The organism is Streptococcus sp. 2_1_36FAA, assembly GCF_000161955.2.
Classification (GTDB): Bacteria; Bacillota; Bacilli; order Lactobacillales; family Streptococcaceae; genus Streptococcus; species Streptococcus gordonii.
The window spans coordinates 323,424-340,522 of record NZ_KI391973.1 but is presented as its reverse complement, the minus strand read 5'-3'; the positions used below and the strand labels follow the sequence as shown (position 1 = coordinate 340,522).

Annotated in this window: 20 protein-coding genes; 7 read left to right on the top strand and 13 right to left on the bottom strand. The window is 40.7% G+C overall.

What is annotated here, in order from left to right:
• Positions 1-2: 2 nt before the first annotated feature.
• The 11 genes from pheA to HMPREF0847_RS01610 all read right to left on the bottom strand — a co-directional run bounded on the left by pheA (position 3) and on the right by HMPREF0847_RS01610 (position 10,313).
• Positions 3-830, bottom strand: a complete 828-nt coding sequence (gene pheA / locus HMPREF0847_RS01660; RefSeq protein ID WP_008809301.1) for a prephenate dehydratase — start codon at positions 828-830, stop codon at positions 3-5.
• Positions 821-1,306, bottom strand: a complete 486-nt coding sequence (locus tag HMPREF0847_RS01655; protein ID WP_008809302.1) for a shikimate kinase — start codon at positions 1,304-1,306, stop codon at positions 821-823. Before HMPREF0847_RS01655 ends, pheA begins: the two co-directional genes overlap by 10 nt.
• The gene (aroA, locus tag HMPREF0847_RS01650) at positions 1,299-2,582 is read right to left on the bottom strand and encodes a 3-phosphoshikimate 1-carboxyvinyltransferase (protein WP_008809303.1); all 1,284 of its coding nucleotides are present in this window, start codon (positions 2,580-2,582) and stop codon (positions 1,299-1,301) included. The genes HMPREF0847_RS01655 and aroA overlap by 8 nt, the downstream gene beginning before the upstream one ends.
• Before the next feature lie 137 nt (positions 2,583-2,719).
• Positions 2,720-3,634, bottom strand: coding sequence for an L-lactate dehydrogenase (locus HMPREF0847_RS01645; protein WP_020992603.1), 915 nt, complete (start codon positions 3,632-3,634; stop codon positions 2,720-2,722).
• Positions 3,635-3,749: 115 nt separating this feature from the next.
• Positions 3,750-4,088, bottom strand: a complete 339-nt coding sequence (locus HMPREF0847_RS01640) for a YlbF/YmcA family competence regulator (RefSeq protein ID WP_008809305.1) — start codon at positions 4,086-4,088, stop codon at positions 3,750-3,752.
• Positions 4,089-4,105: 17 nt separating this feature from the next.
• Complete coding sequence (locus HMPREF0847_RS01635) at positions 4,106-5,212, bottom strand: prephenate dehydrogenase (protein ID WP_008809306.1); 1,107 nt, start codon at positions 5,210-5,212, stop codon at positions 4,106-4,108.
• Between the two features lie 16 nt (positions 5,213-5,228).
• Positions 5,229-6,395, bottom strand: a complete 1,167-nt coding sequence (aroC, locus tag HMPREF0847_RS01630) for a chorismate synthase (protein ID WP_008809307.1) — start codon at positions 6,393-6,395, stop codon at positions 5,229-5,231.
• Positions 6,396-6,483: 88 nt separating this feature from the next.
• Positions 6,484-7,551 carry a 3-dehydroquinate synthase gene (gene aroB / locus HMPREF0847_RS01625; protein WP_008809308.1) on the bottom strand — a complete coding sequence of 356 codons (1,068 nt, stop codon included), beginning with the start codon at positions 7,549-7,551 and terminating at the stop codon, positions 6,484-6,486.
• A gap of 77 nt (positions 7,552-7,628) precedes the next feature.
• On the bottom strand, positions 7,629-8,486 hold the full coding sequence (locus tag HMPREF0847_RS01620) for a shikimate dehydrogenase (protein WP_008809309.1): 858 nt from the start codon (positions 8,484-8,486) through the stop codon (positions 7,629-7,631).
• Positions 8,476-9,153, bottom strand: coding sequence for a type I 3-dehydroquinate dehydratase (gene aroD, locus HMPREF0847_RS01615; RefSeq protein ID WP_008809310.1), 678 nt, complete (start codon positions 9,151-9,153; stop codon positions 8,476-8,478). Before aroD ends, HMPREF0847_RS01620 begins: the two co-directional genes overlap by 11 nt.
• Entirely contained in the window at positions 9,150-10,313 is a 1,164-nt protein-coding gene (locus tag HMPREF0847_RS01610) for a class I SAM-dependent rRNA methyltransferase (protein ID WP_008809311.1), read from the bottom strand. The genes aroD and HMPREF0847_RS01610 overlap by 4 nt, the downstream gene beginning before the upstream one ends.
• A 240-nt stretch (positions 10,314-10,553) precedes the next feature.
• Here HMPREF0847_RS01610 and HMPREF0847_RS01605 point away from each other — a divergent pair, with 240 nt between their 5' ends.
• On the top strand, positions 10,554-12,752 hold the full coding sequence (locus HMPREF0847_RS01605) for an LTA synthase family protein (RefSeq protein WP_037622226.1): 2,199 nt from the start codon (positions 10,554-10,556) through the stop codon (positions 12,750-12,752).
• 45 nt (positions 12,753-12,797) lie between these two features.
• Here the strand turns inward: HMPREF0847_RS01605 and HMPREF0847_RS01600 are convergent, their stop codons facing one another.
• Positions 12,798-13,001, bottom strand: coding sequence for a hypothetical protein (locus HMPREF0847_RS01600; RefSeq protein ID WP_008809313.1), 204 nt, complete (start codon positions 12,999-13,001; stop codon positions 12,798-12,800).
• Between the two features lie 321 nt (positions 13,002-13,322).
• On the opposite strand from HMPREF0847_RS01600, the gene HMPREF0847_RS01595 reads away from it, so the two are divergent.
• A complete protein-coding gene (locus HMPREF0847_RS01595; RefSeq protein WP_008809314.1) occupies positions 13,323-13,547 on the top strand; it encodes a hypothetical protein in 225 nt (74 codons plus the stop codon).
• Between the two features lie 91 nt (positions 13,548-13,638).
• On the opposite strand, the gene HMPREF0847_RS01590 is transcribed toward HMPREF0847_RS01595, so the two are convergent.
• Positions 13,639-13,905, bottom strand: coding sequence for a hypothetical protein (locus HMPREF0847_RS01590; protein WP_020992601.1), 267 nt, complete (start codon positions 13,903-13,905; stop codon positions 13,639-13,641).
• A 168-nt stretch (positions 13,906-14,073) separates the two neighbouring features.
• Between HMPREF0847_RS01590 and HMPREF0847_RS01585 the strand changes: the two genes are divergently transcribed.
• From HMPREF0847_RS01585 to HMPREF0847_RS11520, 5 genes are all read left to right on the top strand, one after another.
• Positions 14,074-14,439: a helix-turn-helix domain-containing protein gene (locus HMPREF0847_RS01585; RefSeq protein ID WP_008809315.1), complete on the top strand. Its 366-nt coding sequence runs from the start codon at positions 14,074-14,076 to the stop codon at positions 14,437-14,439.
• A complete protein-coding gene (locus HMPREF0847_RS01580) occupies positions 14,436-14,813 on the top strand; it encodes an ImmA/IrrE family metallo-endopeptidase (protein ID WP_008809316.1) in 378 nt (125 codons plus the stop codon). The genes HMPREF0847_RS01585 and HMPREF0847_RS01580 overlap by 4 nt, the downstream gene beginning before the upstream one ends.
• A 3-nt stretch (positions 14,814-14,816) precedes the next feature.
• Positions 14,817-15,482 (top strand): DUF3290 family protein, encoded by a 666-nt coding sequence (locus HMPREF0847_RS01575; protein WP_008809317.1) that lies wholly within the window; start codon positions 14,817-14,819, stop codon positions 15,480-15,482.
• A gap of 367 nt (positions 15,483-15,849) precedes the next feature.
• Complete coding sequence (locus HMPREF0847_RS01565; RefSeq protein WP_008809319.1) at positions 15,850-16,590, top strand: hypothetical protein; 741 nt, start codon at positions 15,850-15,852, stop codon at positions 16,588-16,590.
• A 21-nt stretch (positions 16,591-16,611) separates the two neighbouring features.
• Complete coding sequence (locus tag HMPREF0847_RS11520; protein ID WP_008809320.1) at positions 16,612-17,094, top strand: site-specific integrase; 483 nt, start codon at positions 16,612-16,614, stop codon at positions 17,092-17,094.
• Positions 17,095-17,099: the final 5 nt, after the last annotated feature.

The window sequence follows — 17,099 nt, the reverse complement described above, 5'->3', positions numbered from 1 at the left end:
ATTTATGAAATAAGATGGACACTATACTGTCCTAAAATTTTATAAGTAATTCCGATGGCTGTTAATTCTTCCAGAGCAAATTGGAGCAGAGACTCCTGTTCACCATTGACATCAATGATAAAAAAATACTCTCCCAGAGCTGTCTTTAGAGGTCGACTTTCAATCTTGGTCAAATCAATTCCCCGCCAAGCAAAGACAGACAAAGCCTTATAGAGGGCACCTGGTAGATTATCCGGCAAGGTCAAGCCCAAGGTCTTTTTGGGAGCAAGTTTTTCTAAAGCAAACTCCGGTCTCTTACAGCCTAAAACCCAAAAACGTGTGAAATTTTCACTCATTTCTTGGATATCTCTTGCCACAAGTTGCAAGCCATACTCCTCAGCAGCCGTTTCTGGTGCAATAGCAGCATAAGGCTTCTCTGGATGTTTTGCTACTAGACGCGCTGCTGCAGCTGTACTAGCAGTTACTTCCAACTTAGCGTATGGATAATGCTCCTGAATATAAGTCTTAGACTGAGCAAGAGCTTGTGGGTGAGAAAAGATTGTCTCTATCGGCCCATCAGTCTGACAGGCTAGGAGCTGCTGCTTAATTGGTTGAATCAACTCTGCTACAGCTTGAATCTGGGCCTGATGAAAGAGATAGTCCAAAGTCTCGTGAACACTGCCCTCAATCGAATTTTCAACTGGAACAATTGATAGGTCCACTTGATCTCTTTCATAAGCTTTGATGACTTCTGTGATGTTTGGATAGGACTCTAAATGTGCTTCTGGAAAAGCCTTCTGAGCCACTTGATGAGAAAAAGAGCCCTTGGGCCCAAGGTAGCCTACAAGCATCGAATAATCTCCGCAATTTCTTCTGGTGTTTTTCCTGCTACATCAATGATATGCGTAGCAATTTTCTCATAAAGAGGTAAGCGAGCTTCAAAAATTTTCTTAAATTCTTCTCGTGTGTTGTTTAAGTAGAGTGGCCGCTGCATGGCAAGATCATTCTCAATGCGCTGATACAGAGTATCAAAATCCACTCGTAGATAAATATTATATGGATTCTTGTCAAGCAGATCTCGGTTATGCGGATTGACCACAATTCCTCCACCTGGAGAGATGATTTTTGCCTGATTTGCTAATAAACTCTCCAAGGTTGCTGTCTCTATCTTTCGGAATGCCTCTTCACCTTCCTGAGCAAAGAAGTCATTAATAGACATCCCAATCTGATTAACAATCAGCTCGTCCATATCATGAAAATTGGGATCCAGAAGGCGACCGACAGTAGTCTTGCCTGCCCCCATAAAACCTAATAGTATTTTAGTCACTTAACAATCCCTCCAAATGAGCAAAAAAGTCTGGATAGCTAGTATTGATTGCTTCTGCCCTCTCAAGCTCCACGTTTCCATCTTTTACTAAAAGTGCTGCGATGGCAGTCATCATACCAATTCGATGATCTCCATATGTATGAACGGAAGCTCCTTTCAAAGGTGTTTTCCCTTGGATAATCATTCCATCCGCTGTCGGCTGGATGTCCGCTCCCATACTATTGAGTGCATCAGCTACAACCTGAATGCGGTCCGTTTCTTTAACTTTCAACTCCTCAGCATCTCGGATCAAGGTTTGTCCCTCAGCTTGTGTCGCTAGCAAAGCAATAATAGGCAACTCATCGATTAAGCGAGGAATTAGTTCTCCACCGATTTCTGTTCCATGAAGTTCCGAGCTTTCAACAGTGATGGTTGCCGACTTGGCTACTTCATCAACCTCAGACACTGACAACTTGCCTCCCATAGCTTGGATCACATCTAAGATGCCTGTCCGAGTCTCATTGATACCGACATTGGTTAGAGTAATTTTGGAGTTGGGCACAACCAAACCAGCTACGAGACAAAAAGCTGCACTAGAAATATCTCCAGGAACAACAACTTCCTGAGCTTGCAGTTCTTGTTTACCAGCTACTCGAATCTCCTTGCCGTCCACCTTTAGCTGACCGCCAAATTGTAAGAGCATATCTTCCGTATGGTTTCGTGTCAAGTCTTTTTCGATAATCAGAGACTCCCCTTGTGCTTGCAGAGCTGCAAAAATGAGGGCTGATTTAACCTGAGCCGAAGCAATAGGCAATTGATATTGAATGGGTTTTAGGCTTGGATTGCCATGAATGGTCAAAGGAGGTAAATCCCGCTCTGTTTGGCCAGCAATCTCAACTCCCATCTGTCGCAAAGGTAGGCTGATACGATCCATGGGTCTCTTAGACAAGCTGTCATCTCCTACCATCTGAGCAGAAAAGTTCTGACCAGCTAAAACGCCAGCAATCAAGCGCATAGAGGTACCTGAGTTCCCCATATCAAGTGGACGCTGAGGTTCCTGCAAACCATCAAAGCCACAGCCATGGATTTCAACAAGATCTCCTTTATCCTCGATTTGAACTCCCATCTCTCGGAAAACCTGCATAGTTGAGAGGACATCCTCTCCACGCAAAATATCATGAACTTTGGTGACACCCTTGGCCAAGCTTCCAAAAATAATGGAGCGATGGCTGATAGACTTATCACCTGGCACACGCAAACTTCCTCTTAAACCTTTTGCATTTGTCCTTAGTTTCATGGAATACCTCGCACAATTGTTTCCTTTCATTTTAACACAAATAGAGCATGAAAACAAATGAAGATCAGCCTTTTCTAAAGACAAAAAACACTCTAAATCTATTAGAGTGTTATAGGATTAGGTCCTTTTTTGACTGATTAAATATGTTCTGAAAACTTATCTTGAATAAATTGGGCCGAACGAGCTAATTTAGCTTCTTCCTCTTCTGTCAAAGTCAATTGCAACTGTTCGATAATGCCTGAACGACCAACAAGAGCAGGATAACTTAGATAAGTATCAAGCGGTGCATAGTAATTTGTCACAGGCAGTTCTTCATGGGCATCTGAAATGACAGCCAAAGCCAAACGGATAGCCGCACTAGCAATCCCGTAGGAAGTGTACTTTTTCCCGTAAAAGACGGTGTGACCACCCCTCATTGCTTCTGTAGCAATTTCTTCTAAAACTTCTTCTGAAGTCAGCTTGCTAATAGATTGCCCCTTAACTCGAACTTGGCTCCAAGCGGTAAACTGGGAATTTCCATGCTCGCCCAGATTATAGCCGTAAACGCTACGAGGATCGACTCCAAAACGGACTCCAACTGCCCGCTTCATCCTAGCAGTATCCAGCAAGGTACCTGTCCCAATCACTCTTTCTTTCGGAAGGCCTGTATAATGCTGGTATAGGCTGGTCACAACATCAACTGGGTTCGTGATGGCAATCAAAATCCCTTTAAAGCCTACTTCCTTGATTTTTTTGGAAACTTCAATCACCTCTTTTGAAGTGAAAGGCAATTCTACAAATCGGTCAGCATTTGGATTGTCTTGTAATTTAATATTTCCTAAGGCTGAAATAATAACATCAGCATCCGCTAAAGCTTCATAAGAATTAACTGTGATATTAGCATGATGATTGAGATTGGCTGCAGCATCTTGAAAGTCTAATGCATCAGCCTTGACCTTAGCTTCATTAGTATCAATCAGCACATAATCATCAAAAGCTCCTTGTGCAATCAAACCATGAGCGACCGCAGCTCCAACATTTCCCATCCCAATAATAGCAACTTTTCGTGACATAGAAATTCCTCTCATTTCCTTTTCGTTATGATTCATTATACTCAGAAAGCATCAAAAATCAAGTTTTTGAAGCAAAAAGCCTGTAGACTCAGAAGAGAAAACAGACTGTCAGCTTTTATTTCATCAAATCTTGAATTGGCTCAAAGACAATACGTTCAATATCAGACAAGTAAACAGAAAGTTGTTGCTGCTTCGTGAAAAACTCCGTCACAATTGCATTGGCTTGGATTTTTTCTCCGAATGACTTCATTTCTTCTTGCAACTCTGGTGTCGGCATTTGTCCTGTCTGCATTAATTGCTGGATTTTTCCTTGAAAAGCAATATAATCGTCAAAAAGAGACTTGGCTTCACTATCTGCATCAATGGCTGCCTTGCTCTCCAAAACTGCCTTGTACTCAGGTAGTTCACGGAAAGTACGGTTGAGTTCATTGGCTAAATCATAAATATTTGACATAGTATTTCTCCATTTCTTTAATTTAAAAACACCTGATATCTTGTATTTTCTCTTACTATTTTAGCAGATTTTTCTAAATCTTTACGATTTTTAAAGGTGATTTGTAGAATACCATGGGTATCCTCCCGATTTTCCTCATTAATTCGGATATTGACAACAGAGATCCCTCTCAACAATTCTAGGACGCTAAGAATGGCTCCTTCTTCATCAGGCACCTCGACAAAAAGATCGTAAAAGCTATCAACACCGGCTCGCTTATGAATTTCCATCTGTTTGCGACTCTGCCGCCCTCGGTCGAAAAATTCCCAGATAGCTGTCTCGTCCTTGGCCTCAATTGCAGCAGCAACCTTGTCTAGCTGTTTTTTAAAATCTTCCAGCCGCTCCAAAATGGCTTGAGGATTGGTCAAGAGGATAGAGGTCCACATGCCCGGCTCGCTCTCTGCAATTCGCGTCATATCACGAAAACCACCGGCGGCAAAAGACTGGGTCAGCTCATGTTCTCGGCTATAAGTTGCCGTTTGCTCCATCAGGCTGGAGGCTAAAATATGCGGAAAATGGCTGATTTGACTGGTCACTCGGTCATGCTCTACAGGATCTACCTGAATAAAGCGGGCATGAAGACCACTCAGTAAGTCCTTCATTTCCTCAAGAGTACCAGGCTTGGTCAGGCTAGAAGGGGTAAAGATATAATAGGCATTTTCAAAGAGGGTGACATGGGCAGCCTTGGCTCCGGTCTTGTGACTTCCGGCCATCGGGTGAGCACCTACAAAGCGGACGGGCTTATTCTGCAGATACTTTTCTGCAGCTGCCACAATCTCAGCCTTGGTCGATCCAGCATCTGAGATGATAACATTTTCCTTCAGGTTCAGATCCGCTAGTTCCTTGATAAATGCTATGGTCTGCTTGATGGGCACAGCCAGAATAATCACATCAGCCAAAGGTGCAAAGGCGGCAAAATCATCCGTTACCTGGTCTACCATTCCACGTTCCAGGGCAACTCTGCGCGATTCCTCACTTCGATTGTAGCCGAGAATTTCAATCTCAGGATGAGCTCGCCTGACGCCCAAAGCCAAAGAAACTCCAATCAGTCCCAGACCTGCGATATAGACTGTTTTTCTCTCCATGCCCTTCTCCTTACTTCTAAAAGTTCTTGACAAACTCCCGATGGCGGGCTACCGCGTCCTTGAGTTCTTCCAGATTGTCCGAAGAGAATTTCTCCAGAACTTCGGTGGCTAAAACTGTCGCCACCACGCTTTCCATGACAACACCTGCTGCTGGCAGAGCCGTAGGATCACTCCGCTCTACTGTAGCCTTATAGGGCTCGTGGGTCTCAATATCTACACTCATCAGTGGCTTGTAAAGGGTTGGAATAGGCTTCATGACACCACGCACTACGATTGGCTGACCATTGGTCATACCGCCCTCAAAGCCGCCTAGATTATTGGTTCTACGAGTGAAGCCATCTTCCTCAGACCAGAGGATTTCATCCATGACTTGACTACCCTTGAGACGGCCAGCTTCAAAGCCCACACCAAACTCGACTCCCTTGAAAGCGTTGATGGACACGACTCCTTGAGCAATCTTGGCATCCAGCTTCTTGTCCCATTGGACATAGGAGCCAAGACCAACTGGCACACCGCCAACGACAGTCTCAATGACACCACCGATAGTATCACCGTCTTTCTTAATCTGGTCAATGTAGGCCTTGATCTCTTCTTCTCGCTCGGGATTGACAATGGAAACCTCAGTCTGGGCAGCTCTTTCCTTTATTTCTGCTACAGTTAGATTATTCGGTACATCAATATCAATGCCACCAAAGGTTACGATATGGCTGGCTACCTCCACACCGATTTCTTCTAGCAAGCGCTTGGCTACTGCTCCGACTGCTACACGCATAGTCGTTTCACGGGCAGAAGAACGCTCTAGGGAATTTCGCAAATCGTCAAAGCGGTATTTCATACCTCCGACCAAGTCCGCATGGCCAGGGCGTGGTTTGGTAATCTTACGTAGCCCTTTTTTCTTTTCATCCACATCAGCCACACTCATAATCTCCAACCACTTCTGATGATCCAGATTTGTGACATTGAGAGTAATTGGACCGCCCATGGTCAAGCCATGGCGAACCCCAGACGTAATCTCGACTTGGTCGCTTTCAATCTTCATACGGGCTCCACGGCCGTATCCACCCTGACGGCGCTTGAGCTCAGCATTGATGTATTCAGCGGTCAGAGGAAGACCAGCCGGCACACCCTCAATAATAGCTGTCAGGCGTGGTCCATGGGATTCTCCTGCTGTTAAGTATCTCATACATTTCTCCTATTCTGGTATGAAAAATCTGGGCAGTCCATCTATTTATTATCCAAACTGTCCAATCGTCTCAGGTTCCATCAGACTCTTATTTCTTTAGAAATTCTTTCATCTCTTCCAGCGGAATCTGGTGAATGCTTGCTGAACCTAGCTCGGGCACCAATACTAGCTTGATAGAGTTGCCTCTAGCCTTCTTATCATGGGTCAAGGCCTGATAAAGAGCATTCTCATCCCAAGTCTGGTAATCCACCGGCAAGCCAAACTTCTGACACATATGGATGATGTCTTCTGTGATTCCGGTTGGCATAAGGCCTTGCTTTTCAGCGACACGAGAAACCTGTACCATGCCAATTGCCACAGCTTCACCGTGCATGACCTGACCATAGCCCGCTGTTGCTTCAATGGCGTGACCAATGGTATGGCCGAAGTTCAGATAGAGGCGGACGCCATTATCCAGCTCGTCCTCAACCACAATCTTACGCTTGACATCGCAGGAATGGTAAATGATACTCTCTGCATGCTCCAAAATCGACTCTGGACTGCCATCCATTTCTGAAAGCTCGTCCCAGAGTTCCTTATCCTCAATCAAGCCGTACTTGACCACCTCGCCCATACCTTCAATCAGTTCACGTTGCCCTAAAGTCTGCAAAACTTGAGGGTCAATCAGAACTCCGTCAGGCTGGGTAAAAGTGCCAACCATATTCTTGGCCAAAGGCGTATTGACACCTGTCTTACCACCAATAGAGGAATCCACTTGAGCTGTCAGACTGGTCGGAATCTGAACGAAATGAATGCCTCTCATGTAGGTCGAAGCAACAAAGCCTGCCAAATCACCAACAACTCCGCCACCCAAGGCTACAATTCCGTCACTGCGAGTTAAACCGACCTTTGCCAAAAATTCATAGGCTTTATTAACAGTTGTTAGATTTTTACTAGCTTCACCTTCAAGAAAATCAAAGGTAAAGACCTTAAAACCAGCAGCTTCCAAACTCAATTTAACCTTCTCTGCATAGAGTCTAGCCACCCGATTATCTGTGATAATTACTAGTTTCTGGGGCTGCCAAAGCTGACTCAGCCAATTTCCAGCCTGAGATAAAGTCCCGTTTTCAATAACGATATCATAGGGATGATGAGGAAGATTTACATTCAGTTTCATAAGCGCCTCCTTTATATATGAAAATGGACACCCAAAGCCTACAAAGTCCAAGAATGTCCCACACTATCTACTATAAACTATATTTCCAATTTTTCTAACAAGGCTTTTTTGATTTTTTCAGATGGCATCTTTTTACCTGTCATTAGTTCAAATGCTTTTTCTGCTTGATAGAGCAACATACCCAGACCATTTACAGTCTGCAGTCCTTGTTCTCTAGCCAAGCGCAAAAATGGTGTTTCAGCTGGACAATAGGTCATATCTGCCACTAGCAGTCCCTTAGGAAAAACAAAATCGCTTGGAATAGGTAGTGATTTTCCATCCATCCCGAGGCCTGTCGCATTGATAAATAAATCTGATTGATTGACAGCATCAGTAAGAGCTGCTAAGTCTTCAACAGCCAGTAATTGAATGGGATGACCCAGACGACGAGACATCTGTCCCATTCTCTCTTGATGTCCTGCCAATCTATCTCTGAGGTCAAAGACACAGACCTTTCCTACACCATCCAGCATAGCCTGACCAATAATAGCTGAAGCTGCACCTCCAGCCCCAAGGATTGTCAGATTTTTCCCCTTAATATGAAAGTTAGACAAACTTCTGAAAAAACCAAAACCATCTGTATTGTATCCGATAAGTCGACCATTTTGATTGACAATCGTATTGACCGCGCCGATAAGCAAGGCCGACTCATCAAGCTCATCAAGATAAGTAATTACCTCTTGCTTATAGGGCATAGAAATATTAGCTCCCAACATCTGATGAAGCCGAATATTTTCAACAGCCTGTTCCAGATTTTCCCTGTCCACCTCAAAAGCCAGATAAACCGCATTGGTATCTGTAAGGGCATAAGCCATATTATGAATAAAGGGCGAAATACTGTGCTTGATTGGCTTAGCTATGACAGCAGCCAAACGAGTGTGTCCATCAATTTTCATTTAAAATATCCCGAATTATTTTCATGCTGCTCAAAGAAATCTGACCTGGTGCTGTTGCTTCGTCTAAACTAGCAAAAGACCAAGCAGAACCCGTCAAATCAGATGCAATTCGTGAGATGCGTCCAACCCTTCCCATAGAAATAGTTACATACTCTTGCTCAGGATTTAAAGTCTTAAAGCCACGAGTATAGTTCATCAAGTCCAAAACATCCTGGCCACTATTAGCCATCACCGATACTTTGACAGCCTTAGGCGTTAGGCTAGTCAGCTCGGACAAGATTTCCATCATATTTTCAGGAGTTTCCTCAAAGTTATGATAACTCAAGACCAGGTTTGGAAATTCCAGCATTTCATCGATTTTGTCCTTGTGGGAGAAATACTCAAAATCCACATAATCTGGTTGATAGAGCTGGGCTACCTTTTTTATCATTTCCACATATTCGTCATCAGATAGCTGAATATGACCACCTTCATCCTTGGTCCGAAGTGTAAAAATCAGTTCACGGCCAGCAAATTTTTCAAAAATAGCTGGTGCAACCTTTAAGATTTCTTCTTTTTCCAAGAAATCTGCTCTCCACTCGATCAAATCCGCATCTACAAAACGTTGCGCGTCGATCTGTTGAGCTTCTTCTAAATTTCTAGGGGTGACAGAGACAACTAACTTCATTCTTCTACCTTAATCGTAAAAACTTTTAAGTAATTACTACTTTCGTCTTTCTTATTATAACTAAAGTCTGCTGGCAAACCATATTCTTTGATATAACGATGGCGCTTTCCTGCAAAACCTTTTTCAATTTCTTTCTTAAATTTAGCACGCGACACATTGGACGCATTGGTACTGGCAATCAGTATTCCTTTTGGATTTAAAATTTCCAGTGATTCTTTGATAAGCTTATGGTAATCTTTCGCGACAGAAAAAGTCTGCTTTTTATTACGGGCAAAGCTTGGTGGATCTAGCACTATGACATCATAGCTGAGACCATGTCGCTTGGCATATTTGAAATAATCAAAAACGTCCATAACCACAAACCTATGATTGTCTAAAGTCAGACCATTGGCTTGAAAATGTGCTTCGGACAGTTCCCGACTACGTTTTGCCAAATCAACTGAGGTTGTCTGGCTAGCACCTCCCATAGTAGCTGCAACAGAAAAAGCAGCTGTGTAGGAAAACATATTTAACAAACTTTTCCCAAGGACTAAGCCGTCAACAAGACTGGCCCGAACCTCATGCTGATCTAGAAAAATCCCAGTCATAAGACCATCATTTAGAAAAACTTGATAAGCCACACCATTTTCTAAAACCGTAAAGACCTCTGGTGCTTCAGCTCCATAGACATGGGCTGATTCATAGTCCAGCCCCTTAAAACGAATTTTTTCATAAGCTCCCATTAATTCTGGAAAGACTTCTTGAAAAGCTTGAAGGATTTCTTCCTTTAAAGAAAAGACAAAAGGATTGTACCAAGAAAAAAGAGCATAGTCTCCGTACTGGTCAACAGTCAATCCTGCAAAACCATCACCCTCTTGATTAAAGAGGCGGTATGCAGTAATATCCTCCGCCTGACGGTAAAAACGACGCTTTCCCTTGGCTTTCTCAAATAAGGAAATAAAAAAATCTTTATCAAAATCTACTTTTTGCTTAGAAATAAGCCAGCCAAGTCCCTTGTTCTGCTTTGAAATATAACCGCAACCCAGAAACTTTCCTTGGGTTGATATCAGCTCCACAGCTTGATGATCAAAAGATAGCTCTGGAAAGTCTTCTTTTTCTAAAAGTAGGGCACCCTGCCGAATCTTTTCTTCCTTATAACGAGAAACCGTAAGCTTTTTCATATTCTAAATTATATCAAATATTGAGAAATATTTCAAAAAAATTACGTAAAGCAGGCCATTAGTAACATTAGCTCCCTCTATCTCCTACTTCTTTTACCTCTTAACCAGCTCACCTCAGAAAATTATGACTAACTGTTAATTTAGGCAAAGCTTATACTTTTCGTTCACCCTATAAAACAAAATGTGATATACTTAATACGATACAGAAAAATTTAGGAAATAAGACAAGGAAGTACTTTTGTGAAAAAAATGACTAGGAAATTACTCAATTTCATGAGTACCAGACTAGGTTTTGTCTTGACCTTGCTTTGCTTCTACTGGTTAAAAACCATGTGGGCATACACTGTCGACTTTAATTTGGATATCCAAGGATTTTATCAGGCCTTCTTAGCCTTTGTAAATCCTATCCCCTTAGGCTTATTATTTATTGGCTTAGCGCTTTATTTCAAAAGAAGCGCCATATTCTATGGATTTTCAATTTTTGTTTATATTTTGCTCTTTATCTGGCTGTTTTCAAATGCCGTCTACTACCGCGAATTCAGTGACTTTGTAACCGTCAATACCATGATGGCTTCCAGCAGTGTTTCTGCTGGTTTGGGTGAAGCTGCCCTCGGCTTATTTAGACCATGGGATATCATCTATTTGATTGATTTCCCGATCCTAGGCTACCTCATGTATAAAAAGCTCATCAGGGTTGACCATCGTCCATTTAATAAGAGAGCTAGCTTTGCCATCACAGCACTTTCTACTATGCTCTTTACAGCCAATCTCTTTTTGGCGGAAATTGACCGTCCTCAGCTCCTGACCCGTGGTTTCTCAAACTACTATGTCGTTCGGGCATTAGGACTTCCAGCCTTTCTAGGCTACAGCGGAAATCAAACCTATCAAGCCAACAAAGAGCGCTCTAAAGCCTCTGCTGAAGATTTGAAGCCTGTAGAAGAATACATTCAGAATCATTATGCAGAACCTAACAAGGATTACTTTGGTATTGCCAAAGGTCGCAATGTTATCTATGTCCATCTGGAAAGCTTCCAGCAGTTCCTAATCGACTATAAGCTTCAGGCGGATGGAAAAGCGTACGAGGTGACCCCTTTCCTCAACTCCCTCTACCACTCCAATTCGACTCTGGCTTTCTCAAATGTCTTCAACCAGGTTAAGGCTGGTAAGACTTCTGATGCTGAAACCATGATTGAAACTGGGCTCTTCGGTCTCAACCAAGGCTCCTTCATGGTTAACTACGGTGGTACCAATACCCAGCAAGCTGCACCTTTTATTCTTTCCAAAAATGGCGACTATACTTCTGCTGTTTTCCATGGTAATGCTGGAAGCTTCTGGAACCGCAATACAGCCTATAAACAATGGGGTTATAACTATTTCTTCGACGCGTCTTATTTTACTAAGCAGGACGACACTAACTCCTTCCAGTACGGCTTAAATGACAAGATTATGCTGAAAGATTCCATCAAATACCTGGAGCGCTTGCAGCAGCCTTTCTATGTTAAATATATCACGGTTTCCAACCACTATCCTTACACAACTAGCTTGATTGGTGACGAGATTGGATTCCCTCTGGCTAAGACAAAGGATGAGACCATCAATGGCTACTTTTCTACTGCCAACTATTTAGATTCTTCTGTTAAGGCCTTGTTTGATTATCTCAAAAAATCCGGCCTCTATGACAACTCTATTATCGTTCTCTACGGAGACCATTTTGGAATTTCCCAAACCCGCAATCCTAACTTGGCCCCTCTTGTAGGAAAGACTTCTGAGACTTGGTCCAACTACGACAATGCCATGATGCAACGCGTCCCTTACATGGTCGTAATTCCTGGCATGGACAAAGGAAAGATAATAGATACATACGGTGGTCAAGTAGATATGCTGCCAACATTGGAGCATTTGCTGGGCATTGACTCTAAAAACTACCTTCAGGTCGGCCAGGATATGCTATCAACTCAGCATCAGCAAATTACAGCTTTCCGATCCAGCAATAACTTTGTCACACCAAAATACACTAGCTTCAACGGACGGACTTACTACACTCAAACCGGTGAGGAAATTACCAATCCAGACGAAACCATCAAGAAAGAACTGGATGATATTCGTAATGCTGCCAATACCCAGCTGAAGATTAGTGACGCTATTCAAACCGGTGACTTGATTCGCTTCTACGAGGGTAATGACTTGGGCAAGGTAGATGTCAAGAAATACTCTTACAACCACTCTTTCAAAGCATTGAAGAAAATCGAGGAAGAAAAAGGAGACCAATCAACCAGTCTCTACAGCCAACGCAAGGGCGAATCGACCATTGACCTCTTTGATGCTCCAAGCTATCGAGCGCTCCACCCAGAACAATTTGAAAGCACCAGCTCCTCAGAAGACAGTTCTGAATCCAGCAGCGACAGCTCAAGTAGCTCAAGTTCTTCTAGTAAGCAGTGATAGATACTGAAAAAAACCACCTAATAGGTGGTTTTTTTGGATAGATTAATTGTAAAACTCATCGTCCTTTTCCGCTTCTAATTCTTCCGCAAAATCATTTAATTTCTCGGCTGTAAGCAGGGCCATTTTATCGATACTGGTTTTCCCTTTTCTAAGGTCCGCTACTGTAGACCAAGGAACGCCCGCTCCTTTAGCGATTGCACTTGTGCTTATATCGCTGTTTAATAACTTTTCTATCTGCTTTCTCATTTGAACTCCCCACCAACCTCTAGCTAGTATGGTTGAATTGAATTAAATCTTAATATTATTTTGGAACCATTCGAAACAACACAGCTCTAAAACGACAAAGTTTATAAATCGTCCAATTTTTTTCTGATAACTTTTTAGATATTGTTTCCCAAAGCATTTATTTTCTCCTTTTATAAATATTTACTATATATTGTGTCACAAAAATAGATGTACATTTTTTTGCACAATATATTGACAGCATACGTTTATAATCATATAATATATATTGACTAGGACCTCTCACCGTTTTAGTCAATATTAAAACAGAAGGGAGAAAAATAAATGAGTAAACTTAGCAGAAAACCAAACCATCATGTTAAAAAACTTACTTGGTCTGACCTCGATAGCATTCTGTTATCCAATTTTTCAGAGTCAGCGACTGATAATCCTAGTGCAGTAATTCGACTATCTGAATACGAGATGTCTAAATCCGAAATTATAGAAGAAGCAACTGCTCAAGGTTACCAAGTTATCGATAATTCTAATGGTTTTTTAGAGTTTCAATAGCGAAATTTAAAGATGATATATTTGTACGATTTACATCGATATCTCTTTTCAACTTAGCAATCTGTTCATCGGATTGCTTTTTCTTTTTCCGCTATACGGATATCGTTTTGGTTTCATGTTTGCTCCTTTCTATTTTGTCGCACTTATGCGACCGAATCAACAAAAAAATATTTACGGCTTCATCTTTCGTAAGATTAAGCGAAGAAACAATTAGATTAACTTCTTTGATTGAGAAGTTTCCGTTTTGCTTCATCTTGCGATAGAATGTGCTTTTATCAATGCCGATGTTCTTCGCAAGTTCTTCTTGCGTTGTGTCGCATTCAACAATTTTGCCTTTCAGCTTAGCTACATTTACCATATCTTCTCCTTTCTATTTTGTCGCACTTATGCAACTTGTTGAATTAAGTATAACATGATGAAAAGTGTTTGTCAACAAAAAATCGCATTTTTGAAACTTTTTTCTATTGCATTTTTGCAACAAAAGTTGTAAAATACCTTTGTAATATATAGAAAGGTTTTTAAAATCATGAACGTTGGAGAAAGAATTAAACAACGAAGAAAAGAGTTGAAAATGTCTGCTGATGCACTTTCTGAACGAGTTGGCGTCTCTAGATCAACTATTTTCCGATACGAAAAAGGCGATATTGAAAAAGTAGGGCCTGAAGTCTTAAAAAAGATAGCCGATACACTGAATATTTCTCCAGCCCAGCTCATGGGTTGGGAAGAACAAAACGCTGATAGAAAGGGGGCAATCGCCACAAATAATTATAACGAAACTGACTTACGCAAAATGGCAGAGAACGCCAAAACATTTGATGGGAAGCCGTTGAATGAAGAGGATATCCAAGCAATCCAAAAAATTATAGAAATCTATCTCAAGGGGAGATTATGAGTATAGAAGAAATTTGTGACAAACACGGTGTCCAGATTGCCTACTTTGATAAGGAGTTATGGCATAGGCACGGTGTTTATATCGATGAGATAAAAATAGTATTTGTTAACAAGGCTCTATCGTCAGACGCTCAAAAACGAGTTATACTGCACGAATTAGGGCACTTGAACCATTCTGGTACAGAATATGCCATCAACACGATTAAATGCGAAAACGAAGCGAATAGAAGCATGATACACGCTTTGTTGGAAGAAGAGCTAAAAGAAATAGAAAAAGAAGATTTTAATTATTTGAATTTTATGGAACGGCATAAATTAAAAACGACCACAGACGAACTGATGGTCATCGATGAATTTTATAGATTAGTGGGATAAAAAATGGAAATATTAAAAAATATTTTATCGTTAATCGTTTTAGTTTCAGCAACTGGCATTTGGTATTTTATCAAAAAACGACCAAACGCCAAATATAGAAATATTTCAATCGCTGTTCTGATAAGCTGTGCTCTTGTTATTGGGATTTTCTTCCGAGAAAACAAAACAAACTCTGAGATCACAGAGCCAGCTTCAACACAAACCACCTCATCTTCTTCGTCTAAGAGTTCGACGGGCAAGGAAAATTCAAGAGAAGATAAAGTTAGCGAATCTAAAAGTGAAGTAAATTCATCTCAAGAAATTAAAAATGATGGCCCTGAATATGCAGAAGAATCTAACACACAATTCGCTAACCATTTGACTACCGAGATCAATAGCCAGCTTGCAGAGTCAGGTTATCAGGTTATAACAAAAGCAGTGGGTAAAAATGTCATTTACTTGTATCTTCCTCAAGATGTCAAATATTACTCTAAAGTAGAAATCCAACAAATTGCTGACAAACTGTACAATATTAAAGAAAGCACTTTTAAAAATTGGGCGATAGAAAATGGCTATGATTTGAGCTTTGCTAACTCTCCCAATCTATATGTAAAATCGGAAGATGACACAACGCTTGCAGAAGAAAGTGGTACCATCAAGAAATCGATGAAAGTAAAAGTAAATAACTAAATAAAAAACCTCCACACTCCCTGACTGCAAGCTTGAGTGTGAGGAAATCATGTATAAAAAACAACCATTCAAAAGGTCGCTGAAGATTTAGGTTATAGTATAAATTACCTTTATACTTTGAAAGAAAAAACTCCTAAATCAGACAGATTACAAGAAATCGCTGACTACTTCAATGTGTCCACCGACTACCTATTGGGACGCACTGATAATCCGAATATTGCAAAAGATGGTGATGCTTCTGCACCATTAGACCTCAGAGATATTGCTGCACAATCATGGAAACTTACAAATTAAAAACCATCGCTGATGAAGCAATGGTAAAAGAGGAGTTTTATAATTTAATTAATATTATTTAAGGGAGAATATTATGGGATTTTTTGACTTCTTATTCGGTCGTGATAATAAGAAAAAATCACAAGCAGAACCATATGTCACATTTTCAACATCTGATGATATTGACTACTACAGCCCTAAATACTTCAAGATACTAGAGTCAAGGCCTAATATCTTTGAAATTTACGGCAGGGATTACAATTTTCCAAAATACAATGACAAATTTATCACATCAGAAGGTTATAGCCTAAGAGAGCTACTACTGTTGGTGTGGTGGGGGAAAACAAAATCTGGTAGGAAGTCAACTGTTTCCATTCCAAAATACTTTTTTTCTGACTATAATTTAAACGCTGAAAAATTGACCAGAAAATTCAAATTAGATGGGTTAATTTTTGATGAAGGTGAAAGGACACTTTTGACAGAAGAAGGAAGGAAAATAGCCGACAAATATTTACCTCTTTGGGAGATACATTCCATTAAACAATATCCGACAAATCTTGATATCGACTTTCCAAAGTGGGATAAAAACAACTTTGATTTGATGATATATCAAATGGAGATTAGATACTATAGTGACCACGCTAAATTTTGTAAAAAATTAGTTGACTATTTTAATTCGCTCAACGCACCTGAGTCTGCTCAAAAAATCTATGATGAAATAAATTATTACATTAACGAAGGAAACAGCGACCTTGCTAAAATTGCTGATTACAAAGAGAAAGTCACTATTCTAAAAGAAAAAATAAATGAAACAAAACAACTAAAAGGAGAATAACAAGGAGGTAATCAGTATAGCATGTACCAGGAAGTCATCAATAGATATGCTAAGACGCACTCTCAGGAAACTGTAGAAAGATTTAATGTGCATGTAAAATCAGCAGTTTCTATGGCAGTTTACGAAGGTCTGATTACTAGAAATTTCTGCACATTCGCAAAAGTCAACTCTCAAAATAAAGGAATTGAAACAGAAACTAAATTTCTTGAAGTCGAGGAATACCTAAAACTACTTGAAATTACTAACCAAAAGATAGAATACCAATCCTATTTTATCCTTTATCTAATTTCTGTGACTGGGGTTCGATTTGGTGAGTGTTTGGGATTTACTTGGGACGATATAGACAAGCAAGCAAAGACCGTATCTGTCAATAAAACATGGGATTATCATACTAATACTGGCTTCAAACCCACTAAAACCAAAAGCAGTATCCGAAAAATCCCACTTGATCAACACACACTACTCTTGCTAGAAAAGTACAAAAAAATACTGGAAAGAAAATGATGAAA

Bases quoted from the DNA above. Each gene is read 5' to 3' on its own strand.
- pheA (WP_008809301.1), bottom strand. From the start codon at position 830: ATGCTTGTAGGCTACCTTGGGCCCAAGGGCTCTTTTTCTCATCAAGTG.
- aroA (WP_008809303.1), bottom strand. From the start codon at position 2,582: ATGAAACTAAGGACAAATGCAAAAGGTTTAAGAGGAAGTTTGCGTGTG.
- HMPREF0847_RS01645 (WP_020992603.1), bottom strand. From the start codon at position 3,634: ATGTCACGAAAAGTTGCTATTATTGGGATGGGAAATGTTGGAGCTGCG.
- HMPREF0847_RS01640 (WP_008809305.1), bottom strand. From the start codon at position 4,088: ATGTCAAATATTTATGATTTAGCCAATGAACTCAACCGTACTTTCCGT.
- HMPREF0847_RS01635 (WP_008809306.1), bottom strand. From the start codon at position 5,212: ATGGAGAGAAAAACAGTCTATATCGCAGGTCTGGGACTGATTGGAGTT.
- aroC (WP_008809307.1), bottom strand. From the start codon at position 6,395: ATGAGATACTTAACAGCAGGAGAATCCCATGGACCACGCCTGACAGCT.
- aroB (WP_008809308.1), bottom strand. From the start codon at position 7,551: ATGAAACTGAATGTAAATCTTCCTCATCATCCCTATGATATCGTTATT.
- HMPREF0847_RS01620 (WP_008809309.1), bottom strand. From the start codon at position 8,486: ATGAAAATTGATGGACACACTCGTTTGGCTGCTGTCATAGCTAAGCCA.
- aroD (WP_008809310.1), bottom strand. From the start codon at position 9,153: ATGAAGTTAGTTGTCTCTGTCACCCCTAGAAATTTAGAAGAAGCTCAA.
- HMPREF0847_RS01610 (WP_008809311.1), bottom strand. From the start codon at position 10,313: ATGAAAAAGCTTACGGTTTCTCGTTATAAGGAAGAAAAGATTCGGCAG.
- HMPREF0847_RS01600 (WP_008809313.1), bottom strand. From the start codon at position 13,001: ATGAGAAAGCAGATAGAAAAGTTATTAAACAGCGATATAAGCACAAGT.
- HMPREF0847_RS01595 (WP_008809314.1), top strand. From the start codon at position 13,323: ATGAGTAAACTTAGCAGAAAACCAAACCATCATGTTAAAAAACTTACT.
- HMPREF0847_RS01590 (WP_020992601.1), bottom strand. From the start codon at position 13,905: ATGGTAAATGTAGCTAAGCTGAAAGGCAAAATTGTTGAATGCGACACA.
- HMPREF0847_RS01585 (WP_008809315.1), top strand. From the start codon at position 14,074: ATGAACGTTGGAGAAAGAATTAAACAACGAAGAAAAGAGTTGAAAATG.
- HMPREF0847_RS01580 (WP_008809316.1), top strand. From the start codon at position 14,436: ATGAGTATAGAAGAAATTTGTGACAAACACGGTGTCCAGATTGCCTAC.
- HMPREF0847_RS01575 (WP_008809317.1), top strand. From the start codon at position 14,817: ATGGAAATATTAAAAAATATTTTATCGTTAATCGTTTTAGTTTCAGCA.
- HMPREF0847_RS01565 (WP_008809319.1), top strand. From the start codon at position 15,850: ATGGGATTTTTTGACTTCTTATTCGGTCGTGATAATAAGAAAAAATCA.
- HMPREF0847_RS11520 (WP_008809320.1), top strand. From the start codon at position 16,612: ATGTACCAGGAAGTCATCAATAGATATGCTAAGACGCACTCTCAGGAA.